We start from the raw sequence: 12,396 nt of genomic DNA, 5'->3' as shown, positions 1-12,396 counted from the left end.
GAAGTGAAACGAAATAGCGCCGATGGTAGTGTGGGGCTTCCCCATGTGAGAGTAGGACATCGCCAGGCTTTAAATTTTGGACGCTTGCTTATTAAAGCGAGTGATACCACTGCGGAGTGGTAGTTCAGTTGGTTAGAATACCGGCCTGTCACGCCGGGGGTCGCGGGTTCGAGTCCCGTCCACTCCGCCACTTATTTGAGCGTCGTCTCAATAAACACGAATTACAGGGGTGTAGCTCCAATTGGCAGAGCAGCGGATTCCAAATCCGCGTGTTGGGAGTTCGAATCTCTCCACCCCTGCCATACTCTAAAGCCTCAGCAGTAATGCTGGGGCTTTTTTGCATCTGAAGAAAAGAGAATCTGACTAGTTGGAGAGTTGTCGATTCCTCTGATACCAAAGTATCGGGGGATTGAAAGTTTATATCTCCGGGATATTGGTCCACTTCACCTATCCCCCATGTTCATAAGCTCTGGCTTAGGTCAGGGGCTCTTTTATTCCTAACGTATAGTTTCGACGTCAGGTGTATGTTTATCCAACGAATATGGCATACCTTTGCTTCAGATAGTTTTATTTTCTAGTAATGTAATTATTAAATGTTGATGTATCGCTTTGCTCTTTCTGTTTTACCTTCGAATTTTCATAACGCTTTTTCTTCGTTATCGAGCACATCTGATTCACAATCTATTGAAAGGTCAGTGGTTACATTGGCTTGGATGATTACTGACTTGGTTCCTGTTATCATCATGCATTGATGCTAATAATTAGGAAGTAAGTTTATGCCACATTTTCGATTCCGTGCTGTAGAGCCACAAGCTGTTCAGGCATTATCAAAACCTCTTACGGATGAACTTCAGCCTCTAATGGACTGTCCGCGTGAGGATTTTACTTTTGAGTATATCTACACTACGTTTTTCAATGAGGGTGAGGTGAGTGCTGCATATCCTTTTGTCGAAGTGCTTTGGTTCGACCGTGGCCAGGAAGTGCAAGATGAAGTTGCCAAGCTTATTACGCAACAAGTGCGCGGTATCGCTGGTGCCGACATTGATGTTGCAGTTATCTTTTCCGCCTTATCTCCTAAAGCTTATTACGATAATGGCGAACACTACTAAAGGTTAAAGGTTAAAGGTTAAAGGTTAAAGGTTATGAGGCTGAGTTTCATTGTAACTTTGGGTTTATGTTTCTCAGCTTCAGTATGTTCTACTCCTTGGGAGTCTGCGGTTAATCCTACCCGAAACTCTTCCTCCTCTATTGGTAGTTATGCTAACGGTTGTTTAGATGGTGCATTACCCTTGCCTCTCGATGGCGTTGGTTATCAAGTCTTACGTAGTAAAACGAAGCGCTACTATGGGCACCCTAAAACGATAGAGTTTATTGAAAATCTGGCGCTTAAAGCTCATCAAAATCTCAACACCACTCTGCTAATTGGTGATTTGTCTTTACCTAGAGGTGGAAGGTTCTCCTCTGGTCATTCTAGTCATCAAACCGGGTTAGATATCGATATCTGGTTAAGACTTGCTGACCAACCGCTTTCTTATAACGAATTACAACTTCCTAAACCCATGAGTGTGGTGGATTTAAAAGGTTATTCCATACTTAATCATCGCTGGGAAGAGCGGCACTTTAAGCTAATTCGGTACGCTTCAAAAAGTAAGGATGTTGCACGAATTTTTGTACATCCTGTTATTAAGGAGCAACTTTGCTTGCAAGAAAACGGCAAAGATCGTTCTTGGTTACGTAAAGTACGTCCATGGTGGGGGCATCATTACCACTTTCACGTCAGGTTATCTTGTCCTGATTCGAGCGACTATTGTGTTGATCAAGCACCACCTCCAGTAGGTGATGGTTGCGGTGCTGAGCTTGCAAGTTGGGCGCCAAAAGCAAAACCTACTGATACCCCTCAACGGGTAAAAACAACCTCTAAGCCCAAACGAAAAAAAGTCGTTCCACCTCAATGCTTGCCGCTTATCAATCCTAATTAGTGTTACTCTTCAGGTTTATCTGTACTTGGTGATCTCTTTTATGAAACTGGAGAAACATCATACTTTTGTCTACATTGAATAGTACCAATACAAAAACTAACCCAATCAGTTTTGGGGACATATTATAGAAATCTAAATTAAACAAAGAGTTGTAGTATGGGTAAGTTGTAACTTCTCTGTTTAGAAAAAGATCTTTCGTCACGATACTCTGGTTTCTTAGCAATATGTCTGTCAGTTGGCTAAAAAGCGATAACAACGCAGACAAGTGTGTAAGGCAGGGATATACCCTTTTCCTGTTAGAAGAGTAAATCAAGGACAAAACCATGACTATGATTTGTGCAAAAGAATTTGCAGAGTGGTTAAGACACAGATTTAGCAGTGATACTAAAGGAGTCTCTTTGACTCGAGAGGATGTGAATCACCTGACTGGGCGTCAACGCCTTGATCCGGGTTTTGTTAATGATGTGCATTATGAGCTGATGCAATATGGAATGGCTTTCGTTACTGATACGAGCCGAGAAAACTTTTATTTAATACCTGTTTCTCAAGCGGAAAATTGGCGTGAGAGACTAGAGTATCATTTTGAAAAAGAGCTGTTCTGCAATATTATCCCTATTGAAAAATCAGGTTGAGAAAAGGTTCAACTTTGATGTCAAAGTTGAACCTAATTGCTCTTATGCTAACCCTTGAATAATCACGAATTTTTCAAGCAACTGCTCTTCAGTTTCGACATGGTTCGGATCAGTGATTATGCATTTTGTAATTGGACACACTGACTGACAGGTCGGCTTTTCGTAATGCCCCTTACACTCTGTACATAGCGCTGGATCAATTTCGAAAATGCTCTCTCCCATACTGATTGCCCCATTGGGGCATTCGGGATCACACATGTCGCAGTTGATGCATTTGTCAGTAATGAGCAAGGCCATGATTACTTACCAGTCGGGTTACGGGTGTCCTGCCCTGAGTTCAAGTTACGCATCAATAGACCGTATTCTAAATCTAGATCTGCTGGTACTGGAATGAAGACGAAGTGACCATTCCCTTTGGCATCCTCAATAGACTCTGACTTACGGTTTTCCATCGCTTCTAGCGTGAAAACAACATTACCTTTTGGCGTCATTAGCTCAAGACTATCACCGACAAGGAATTTGTTTTTCACTTCTACTTCAGCCATATCGCCACGACGTTTACCAGTGAACTCACCGACAAACTGTTGAGCATCAGAAACTGAGTAGCCGTAATCGTAATTCTGGTAGGTGTCGTGAGTATGACGACGTAGGAAGCCTTCGGTATAGCCACGGTGAGCTAGGCTCTCTAGTGTGCCCATTAGGCTTTCATCAAATGGTCGGCCTGCTACAGCATCATCAATCGCTTTACGGTAAACCTGTGCAGTACGAGCACAGTAATAGAATGATTTAGTACGACCTTCGATTTTCAGCGAGTGCACACCCATCTTGGTTAGGCGCTCAACATGCTGTACCGCACGTAGGTCTTTAGAGTTCATGATGTAAGTACCATGCTCGTCTTCGTAAGCTGCCATTTTTTCTTCTGGACGGTGTGCTTCAGAAAGCAGAACGACTTCATCTGTTGGTTTACCGCGACCAATTGTGGTTTCAGGGCGCTCGTCTTGTACTTCGACAGGCTGTGCTTCAGTCGGGTCGAATTTCTCTACGATATCACCAGCGTCGTTTTCTTTACCCTCTTCAACTTTGTATTCCCAGCGGCATGCGTTAGTGCAAGTGCCTTGGTTAGGGTCACGTTTGTTGATATAGCCAGAAAGTAGGCAACGACCTGAGTAAGCCATGCATAATGCACCGTGAACGAATACTTCAAGCTCAGTTTCAGGGCAATGCTCACGAATTTCTTCGATTTCTTCTAGAGATAGCTCGCGAGAAACGATCACACGTTCCACGCCATTCGCTGCCCAGAACTTAACGGTCGCCCAGTTTACAGCGTTCGCTTGTACAGAAAGGTGAATTGGCATTTCTGGGAAAGCTTCACGAACCATCATAATTAGGCCTGGATCTGACATGATCAATGCGTCAGGACCCATCTCTACGATTGGCTTAAGATCACGGATGAACGTTTTTAGCTTCGAGTTGTGTGGTTGAATGTTACATACCACATAAAGCTTTTTGCCTAGGGCGTGGGCTTCATCGATACCGATTTTTAGGTTCTCGTGGTTAAACTCGTTGTTACGTACGCGAAGGCTGTAGCGAGGTTGGCCAGCGTAAACTGCATCTGCCCCGTAGGCGAATGCGTAACGCATGTTTTTCAGGCTGCCCGCTGGAGATAGTAGCTCAGGCACGAATGCTTTCTCAGTTGTCATTGCTCAATTCTCTTTTATCTGATCACAAGTCAGGCCAATTCCACCTAATGGAAATGGGGCGCAAATTTTACGTCAAAATGTGAACTGTGACTAGGGTAATTGTGCTTCAGATAGAAAAACGCCCTCAAAAAAAGTGAGGGCGTTATGGTTAACCTTTATACAATATTATGCGTTAGGATTCGGTAAGCCGCCTAGCGCATCGTATAGGTTGGGAAGGAAAGCACTGAACTCTCCACACATTAGAGAGAAGTCTGCATCAAATCGAGCTGCTTGATCTTCACGTGGAATATCATCGTTTTGATCTTTCAATTCATCAGAGAATTTTAGACGTTTGATGCCTGCATCTTCCGTCATAATGAACTCAATACGATCTTGCCAATTAAGCGCAAGTTTCGTCACGACTTTATCCGCAGCGATGTGGTTGCGGATTTCATCAGTGGTGAGCTCTTGCTTCTTACAGCGAATCACACCACCTTCTTCAAGTACGGATTTTAGCTCAGCTTCGTCCATCATGCTGATACCTTGAGGTGTGTCACCGCTTTTCACCCACTCGGTTAGCGTAGTTTCAATCGCCACTTCTGGAATAGCAGGAATAACAGGTAAACTACCCATGGTTTTACGAAGCAATGCTAATACATCTTCTGCTTTTTTGTAGCTGCTTGCATCAACAAGGATATAACCTTCTTTTGGCATGATAAGCACGTGAGTGTGGCTGCTGCGGCTGAATGCGCGCGGCAGTAAATCCATTACGATGTCATCTTTCAGGTTGTCTTTCTCTTTCTTCTTCAGAGGACGACCTTCTTGCGCTTCCATTGCTTCTACTTTTGCATTCAATGATTCTTTGATCACAGAGGCAGGTAGCATTTTCTCTTCTTTCTTGGCGCAAATCAGAATGCGGTTTTCTGACACGTGAGTCATCATATCGCCATGTCTACCCATTGCACTGACCCAGCCAAATTTCTGTTTGTCTTGACTGCCACACGGGGTGAATCGGAATTCAGACAGCTGAGTTTCTAGTTGTTCGGCGTTAAAAGTAACCTCGCGGTTAACGCGGTATACCAGACAGTTTTTAAACCACATAAATCTTCTCTAGGCTTGATGACAAGGGACTAATCATAGGGAATTTTTGTGCTGATGTCTTAATAGAAATGAAAAATATCCGAATGAACCTCAAAAGAAAGTTATATGAAAATTTGTTTTCAAAGGTCACAAAAGTGTCATAATTGGTAGTGATAATGCTTATGCATAGAGAGGCGCTTTGTCTCTTAAATTCATTAGCTCAACGAACATAAGGTTACTCAATTATGTCTAGAAGGATTCTGGTTGTTGAAGACGAAGCTCCTATTCGCGAAATGCTGTGCTTCGTACTTGAGCAGAAAGGTTACCAAGCGGTAGAAGCGGAAGATTACGATACTGCAGTAACCAAACTGGCTGAACCCTTCCCTGATTTAGTTTTACTGGATTGGATGTTACCAGGCGGTAGTGGCATTAACTTCATCAAACATATGAAGCGAGAGGAATTAACGCGCAACATTCCAGTTGTGATGCTTACCGCTCGTGGTGAAGAAGAAGATAAAGTGCGCGGTTTAGAAGTCGGTGCGGATGACTACATTACCAAGCCATTCTCTCCTAAAGAGTTGGTTGCACGCTTAAAAGCGGTGATTCGTCGCGTAACCCCTACTGCACTAGAAGATGTAATTGATGTACAGGGATTAAAGCTTGACCCTGTATCGCACCGTGTTACGGCTAATGATGCGCCATTAGACATGGGCCCAACAGAATTTAAGATGCTTCATTTTTTCATGACGCATCAAGAACGCGTATACAGCCGTGAGCAGCTATTAAACAATGTTTGGGGCACTAACGTGTATGTCGAAGACCGTACGGTCGATGTTCACATTCGCCGCCTGCGTAAAGCATTGGAAGCTGCAGGGCATGATAAGCTGATCCAAACTGTTCGTGGTGCTGGATATCGCTTCTCGACGAAGGCATAAATTAACACGCAGCTTATCGGTACCATTTCTGGAGTTATGAGTGGTTGAAAGATTAACGTGGAAAAAGCTGGCCTGGGAGCTGGCTTTTTTTTACACCCCATGGGTGATAGTAGGTTGGATATTCGGTTATATGCCGTGGTTGCTTTTGGCAGCTACGGCATTGCAGCTTGTGTGGCATTTGCATAACCAAGTACGTTTATCTTCTTGGTTATGGGATGAAAAACGCCTCACGCCACCGTCTGGTAGCGGTAACTGGGAATCTTTGTTCAATGGGTTGTATCGCTTACAACAGCGCCAACGCCGCAAACGAAAAGAGCTTACTAATCTTATTCGTCGATTCCGAAATGGTGCAGAGTCGCTACCCGATGCGGTAGTGGTATTCCGTGCTGAAGGCAATATTGTTTGGTGCAACAAGCTGGCTCAGCACTTACTGGGCTTCCATTGGCCAGAAGATTCAGGTCAACCTATCTCCAATCTCATTCGTACACCTGATTTTATCAAGTACCTCAACAAGAAAGACTTCTCAGAGCCATTAGAAATGCGTTCACCACTCAACGTCGAACGGATGCTGGAATTGCGTATCGTACCGTATACCGAGGGTGAGCACTTGATGGTAGTGCGTGATGTGAGCCAATTAAAACAACTTGAGGGAATGCGTCGCAACTTCTTTGCCAACGTATCTCATGAACTGCGTACACCAATGACGGTGCTACAAGGTTATTTGGAGATGACTGAAGACCCTGATATGGTCGTGGGTCCAATGTGGAGCAAAGCTCATGGTGTCATGACGGAGCAGCTTAACCGCATGAACAGTTTGGTGAACCAACTACTGACACTATCTAAAATTGAAGCGGCACCTATGCATGAGCTTGAGGAAGTCGTGAATGTGCCCGCGATGCTTGAAGTGTTAGAAAAAGAGGCGGTTAGCCTTAGTGGGGACAACCAACATAAATTGAAATTTGATGTTGATGTTAGCCTACGCGTGCTGGGCGATGATGACCAGTTACGTAGTGCTATCTCTAACCTCGTTTATAATGCCGTCAAATACACACCGCCTGGTGCGAACATTAATGTTCGTTGGTTCCAGACCTCTCAAGGCGCATGCTTAGAGGTGGAAGATAGTGGTGATGGTATTGAACCTCAGCACCTCCATCGACTTACTGAGCGTTTTTATCGAGTGGATAAAGCAAGATCACGTGATACTGGTGGAAGTGGTTTAGGGCTAGCCATTGTAAAACACGCGCTGAGTCACCATGACTCTCATTTAGAAATTCACAGTGAAGTAGGTGTGGGCAGTAAGTTTTCTTTCGTATTACCTGAGCGTTTGGTGGTGAAATAATGGCTTTACGATTGGCAAAAACATTCAGTTTATTCGCGCTTGTTTGTTCTTGTATTGCTGCCGCTCAAGATAAACCATTGCCGACTTATCATAAAACGACGGGGATTGTCGGAAACTTGCTCTCTGTTGGCTCCGATACACTTGCGGGTATGACAACGCTTTGGGTTGAAGAGTTTAAATCCATTTACCCGAATATTAATGCGCAAGTCCAAGCATCTGGCTCTTCTACTGCCCCCCCAGCATTGACCGAACAAACAGCTCAGTTTGGTCCCATGAGCCGCCCTATGCGCTTAAGGGAGGTTGAAGCGTTTGAACGTGAACATGGCTACAAGCCAACTGCGCTCAGGGTCGCCATCGATGCAATCGGTATTTTTGTTCATCAAGATAATCCAATTCAAGGGCTTAACTTTAGTCAGTTAGATGCTTTGTTTTCTGCCACGCTGCGCTGTGGTGAAAGTCAATTTGTCACAAACTGGCAGCAACTCGGTCTTGAATCACAGTGGGCAAAGCGAAACGTCCAGTTGTTTGGTCGTAACTCCGTTTCTGGAACTTACGGTTACTTCAAAAGCAATGCCTTGTGTGGCGGCGATTTCAAGACCCGAGTTAACGAGCAGCCAGGCTCCGCGTCAGTTGTGCAAGCTGTAGCGTCAACCATCAGTGGAATTGGTTATTCCGGTGTCGGTTATCGAGTGGCAGGCGTGCGCTTAGTCCCTGTAGCTAAAATGGGAAATGACTATGTGACTCCAACGCGAGAACATATTGTTAGCGGTAAGTACCCACTATCACGTTACTTATATGTTTACGTGAATAAGCATCCTGATTACCCATTAACACCAATTGAAGCTGAGTTTATTCGCTTTATCTTTTCTGCTCAGGGACAAGCGTTGGTTGAGAAAGATGGTTATGTGCCCATTACGGCAGACTTTGCAGAAGAAGAGTTAAAAAAAGTCGGCCTGTAAGCCGACTTTTTATTTAAGTATGAAGAGTACGAGATCAGAAAGTGAGTGTCCACTTCGCGCTGTCCCAACGTTCTTGTTCTTCCTGTAAATCCGCGTGAAGTAATTTATTGTTTTCTAGCCATGCTTCATCTGTGCAGGTGAGAATCCATTCGTCATTTTTGATAGATAAGGTGATATCAGGCAATGGATCTTCATTACGCTGCCCATTTAATACGATAGAAAGTCGTAATATTTTGATGAGGCTTATAACGTCACTCTGTTTATAGAGATTGAAATCTGGTAGTTCTTGCAATTTGAGCGCTTTACGCTGGAAGCGAGCTAATGTTGCGAGCACTAATTGCTGCTCACGGTTGAAGCCTTGTAGGGTGGAGTGCAACAGAATATAAAAAGAGTGGCGATGGAAACTACGCAAGTTGATACTTAATCCGACTTCATGAAGCAACGCTGCCCACTCTAGTAAGTCAAATAACTCACTCTTTTTCTTAATGCCTAGTTCAGAGCGTACCTGACATAACATCTCACGTGCATGCCCCTTCACACGAGCGGCATGCTCTAAGTCGACCCGGTGCTTGTTGGCTAAATTTTCTGTGGTGCGCATACGAATATCGGAGCGCGCAAAACGCTCTTCCATTTCGTACAACAGGCCTTCGCGTAGAGCACCATCGGAGAAAAACATTTGCTCAATGCGAAGCGCTTTGAAAATCGCGGACAAAATCGCTACGCCTGCTGCGAATACGGGTTTGCGTTCTTCTGTTAGACCCGCCAGTTCAATATCTTCAATGGAATCAAATTTACACAGAGTTTCGATAAGTGTATCCAGTCGACTCGCTGTGATCAGGCCATCTTCAAAACCTAATCCTACTAGCACTTCTTGAATCGCCTTGATGGTTCCTGATGAGCCGAGAGCAATATCCCAGCCCTTTTTACGATATGTTGAAGCGATGGACTCGAGTTTTTGTTCGGCCGCTAACATCGCCTTGCTGAAGTTTTTTCCTGACAGTTTGCCGTTTTTAAAGTATTGCTCTGTAAAACTGACGCATCCCATCTGTTTACTGTTGAGAAGCTCAGGCTCAAATTCTTGTCCAATAATCATCTCGGTACTGCCGCCTCCGATATCGATGACTAGTTTGGAGTTGGATTCTACTTGAGTGTGCGCGACGCCTAAGTAAATCAGGCGGGCTTCTTCTTCTCCAGGGATAATTTCTATCGGGAAAGGCATCACTTCTTTCGCACGCTCAATGAAAAGGTGGGCATTTTTAGCGCGTCTTAGTGTGTGTGTGGCGGCGATACGTACATTTGACTCATCAAGCCCTTGCAGCCTCTCAGCGAACATGGCTAAGCATTCTAGCGCACGCTCCATTGCGGCGTGACTTAAGTTCAATTCACTGTCGAGTCCTGATGCTAAGCGAACACGTTGTTTATGACGACTAACCAGTTGTAGGTCACTGCCGACAACTTTGGCCACCACCATATGGAAACTGTTTGAGCCGAGGTCTATCGCGGCAATGTAGCGAGTATCTTGTTCAAGTATTTGAGGCATCTGAATTTTGTTTTCTAGTTTGCTTTTCTATATTTTTAAGATAGTCATAGATAGCGATTTGAGAGCGAACTTTTTTGCGATTACCTCGTGGTACGTAAGCGTTACTCATTTCTTTATCTATTAAACGAGCCTTTACTGTATCGGTAAAATGGATATTCGTTATATCAATAATTCTCTGTTTCAAACGTGGATCACGGACTGGTACTGCTACCTCGATACGGTGATCAATATTTCTTGTCATCCAGTCTGCGGAGGAGATATAAACTTGCGGATCGCCATCATTGTGGGTGATCACCACGCGAGGGTGCTCAAGAAAGCGGTCAACAATACTGATGATGCGAATATTGTCGCTGATCCCCTCAATGCCCGGTACTAATGAGCACATACCTCGAATGATCATGTTTATTTTTACACCGGAAGTACTTGCTCCATAAAGCTTATTGACGATGCCTTTATCGACTAGGTTATTGACCTTGATCGTAAGAGCGGCTTTTTTCCCTAGCTTGGCATTCGCAATTTCATTATCAATTAAGCGGTAGATTTGGGTTCGAGAATTACGAGGAGATACCATAAGGTGATTGAACTTCACTGGTCGGTATGGATTCTCAATGTAACCGAAGACATTACGGACTTCATTAGTGATTTCTTGATCTGCCGTAAGCAGGGAGAAGTCGGTATAAATTCGTGCCGTCTTCTCATGGAAGTTGCCTGTGCCGATGTGTGCGTAGCGAATAATTTCTTCACCTTCGCGGCGGCTAATCATCAGTAGCTTTGAGTGAATCTTAAGACCAGGCGCACCAAAGATGACGTGCACACCCGCTTCGGTTAATACTTTTGACCATTCGATATTGGCTTCTTCATCAAAGCGAGCTTGCAGTTCGACGACCACAGTGACATTTTTGCCGTTGTGCACTGCATCAATTAAAGAGTTCATCAAGCGAGAATCTTTCGCGACGCGATAAATGTTAATCTTGATACTAAGTACTTTGGGATCGAAGGAGGCTTGGCGCACTAACTCACTAATGTGGTCAAAAGTGTGGTAGGGATAATAGAGCAGAATATCTTTCGCTTTAATCGCGTCAAAGCTGTTGGCATAACCTTCGAAATCGGCACATTTCATTGGCGGGAGAGGTTTATTTTCAAGATACTCTCGTCCAACATTTGGAAAGCCGATGAAGTCTTTAAAGTTGTGATAGCGTCCGCCGGGGATAAGGTTATCGTAGTTAGAGATATTAAGTTTGTTACACAGAAACTCTAACATTTGAGGCGGCATATCGCGTTCGTAGACGAAGCGAACGGGCTTTGCTGTCAGTCGCTGATTGACACCCTCTGACATTTGTTCAAGCAAGCTGTACTCGATTTCATTGCGTAAATCGTATTCAGCGTCACGCGTCATTTTCATCGCATAGCCGCTAAGCTCATCATAATCAAAAAAGCCTTTGAACAGCTCGTCCAAACAGTGGCGGATAATATTATCAAGTAAGATGATGGTTTTTCGACGCTTTCCTTTCTGTTCTGGTACCATCACAAAGCGGGGAAGGTGATCGGTCGGAATTTCGATCAGAGCGTACTGGTAATGTTCTTCTTTACGCAGTTCTACGGCGATGTAAGCGTACTCGTCTTTGAGAAATTGCAGAACATCGATCTCGTCTTTCATTAGGAGGGGAGTGATATGCGGCATTACCTCTCTACGGAAGTATTTCGCGATCCACTTTTGTTGCGATTCATCCAGTTGTTGCTCGTTGACCAAGAAAATGCGACGTCGCGCCATTTCTCGAATCAACTCGCTGTAAAGCTCATCAAATTGTTCGTTAAGCTTTAGTGCTTTCGACTGCATTTTGGTTAACAGTCGTTTAGGGCTATCACTGCCACCGCGCTCTTGGCTGATTAGGATTCTGCGCTTCACGTCCGCAAAGCGTACTTTGTAAAATTCATCTAAATTGTTGGAAAAGATCCCAAGAAAGCGAATACGTTCGATCAAAGGGACGGTTTTATCGGCAGCTTCTTGTAATACTCGTTCGTTGAAAGACAACCAACTCAGTTCTTTTTCTATATAGAGTTTTTCTGCGCTCATAACCTTACCTAGCCAAAAGTGAAGTAATACGTACTCATCTTGGAAAAATGGATGAGTGAGAACATTATGAGATTTTCATTACAGATTTATTTCATACCACGCATTGCATAAGAGTTGTATTCTTTTCAGGTGTTTAATGTGATCTGTAATATAATTGTCATCTTAACGACATATTCTAG

Annotated in this window: 11 protein-coding genes and 2 tRNA genes; 8 read left to right on the top strand and 5 right to left on the bottom strand. The window is 44.1% G+C overall.

The genetic code is table 11. The features are described 5' to 3' along the window. The first annotated feature begins 113 nt into the window (after positions 1 to 113). The 5 genes from R8O10_RS10325 to R8O10_RS10305 all read left to right on the top strand — a co-directional run bounded on the left by R8O10_RS10325 (position 114) and on the right by R8O10_RS10305 (position 2,611). Positions 114 to 190: transfer RNA gene (locus R8O10_RS10325), tRNA-Asp, on the top strand. 35 nt (positions 191 to 225) lie between these two features. Next, positions 226 to 302 (top strand) — tRNA-Trp (locus R8O10_RS10320). Between the two features lie 474 nt (positions 303 to 776). Continuing rightward, positions 777 to 1,109, top strand: coding sequence for a DUF1904 domain-containing protein (locus tag R8O10_RS10315; protein ID WP_005381768.1), 333 nt, complete (start codon positions 777 to 779; stop codon positions 1,107 to 1,109). Positions 1,110 to 1,142: 33 nt separating this feature from the next. Further along, positions 1,143 to 1,979, top strand: coding sequence for a penicillin-insensitive murein endopeptidase (gene mepA, locus R8O10_RS10310; RefSeq protein ID WP_005381766.1), 837 nt, complete (start codon positions 1,143 to 1,145; stop codon positions 1,977 to 1,979). A gap of 323 nt (positions 1,980 to 2,302) precedes the next feature. Further along, positions 2,303 to 2,611, top strand: a complete 309-nt coding sequence (locus tag R8O10_RS10305) for a hypothetical protein (RefSeq protein WP_005381765.1) — start codon at positions 2,303 to 2,305, stop codon at positions 2,609 to 2,611. 42 nt (positions 2,612 to 2,653) lie between these two features. Here R8O10_RS10305 and R8O10_RS10300 read toward each other — a convergent pair whose 3' ends face one another. The 3 genes from R8O10_RS10300 to rdgC form a co-directional block, all read right to left on the bottom strand. Continuing rightward, complete coding sequence (locus tag R8O10_RS10300) at positions 2,654 to 2,908, bottom strand: YfhL family 4Fe-4S dicluster ferredoxin (protein WP_005381763.1); 255 nt, start codon at positions 2,906 to 2,908, stop codon at positions 2,654 to 2,656. A 2-nt stretch (positions 2,909 to 2,910) separates the two neighbouring features. Beyond that, positions 2,911 to 4,311 carry a tRNA 5-hydroxyuridine modification protein YegQ gene (gene yegQ, locus R8O10_RS10295; RefSeq protein ID WP_025768851.1) on the bottom strand — a complete coding sequence of 467 codons (1,401 nt, stop codon included), beginning with the start codon at positions 4,309 to 4,311 and terminating at the stop codon, positions 2,911 to 2,913. Between the two features lie 165 nt (positions 4,312 to 4,476). Continuing rightward, positions 4,477 to 5,391 (bottom strand): recombination-associated protein RdgC, encoded by a 915-nt coding sequence (rdgC, locus tag R8O10_RS10290; RefSeq protein ID WP_017821958.1) that lies wholly within the window; start codon positions 5,389 to 5,391, stop codon positions 4,477 to 4,479. A 224-nt stretch (positions 5,392 to 5,615) separates the two neighbouring features. Here rdgC and phoB point away from each other — a divergent pair, with 224 nt between their 5' ends. The 3 genes from phoB to R8O10_RS10275 are packed head-to-tail and all read left to right on the top strand — an operon-like array spanning position 5,616 to position 8,603. Then, positions 5,616 to 6,305: a phosphate regulon transcriptional regulator PhoB gene (phoB, locus tag R8O10_RS10285; RefSeq protein ID WP_005381752.1), complete on the top strand. Its 690-nt coding sequence runs from the start codon at positions 5,616 to 5,618 to the stop codon at positions 6,303 to 6,305. 40 nt (positions 6,306 to 6,345) lie between these two features. Further along, positions 6,346 to 7,644: a phosphate regulon sensor histidine kinase PhoR gene (phoR, locus tag R8O10_RS10280; RefSeq protein ID WP_318191357.1), complete on the top strand. Its 1,299-nt coding sequence runs from the start codon at positions 6,346 to 6,348 to the stop codon at positions 7,642 to 7,644. Further along, the gene (locus R8O10_RS10275; protein ID WP_053350235.1) at positions 7,644 to 8,603 is read left to right on the top strand and encodes a PstS family phosphate ABC transporter substrate-binding protein; all 960 of its coding nucleotides are present in this window, start codon (positions 7,644 to 7,646) and stop codon (positions 8,601 to 8,603) included. Before phoR ends, R8O10_RS10275 begins: the two co-directional genes overlap by 1 nt. Before the next feature lie 34 nt (positions 8,604 to 8,637). On the opposite strand, the gene ppx is transcribed toward R8O10_RS10275, so the two are convergent. Together ppx and ppk1 are read right to left on the bottom strand one after the other, a co-directional pair. After that, entirely contained in the window at positions 8,638 to 10,143 is a 1,506-nt protein-coding gene (ppx, locus tag R8O10_RS10270) for an exopolyphosphatase (protein ID WP_033905789.1), read from the bottom strand. Continuing rightward, a complete protein-coding gene (gene ppk1 / locus R8O10_RS10265; RefSeq protein ID WP_005381748.1) occupies positions 10,127 to 12,217 on the bottom strand; it encodes a polyphosphate kinase 1 in 2,091 nt (696 codons plus the stop codon). Before ppk1 ends, ppx begins: the two co-directional genes overlap by 17 nt. Between the last annotated feature and the right edge of the window lie 179 nt (positions 12,218 to 12,396).

It is taken from the genome of Vibrio sp. 1727 (genome assembly GCF_033344415.1).
GTDB classification, from domain to species: domain Bacteria; phylum Pseudomonadota; class Gammaproteobacteria; order Enterobacterales; family Vibrionaceae; genus Vibrio; species Vibrio alginolyticus.
Note: the sequence above shows the minus strand (reverse complement) of the source record. Positions and strands in the feature narration are given on the sequence as shown.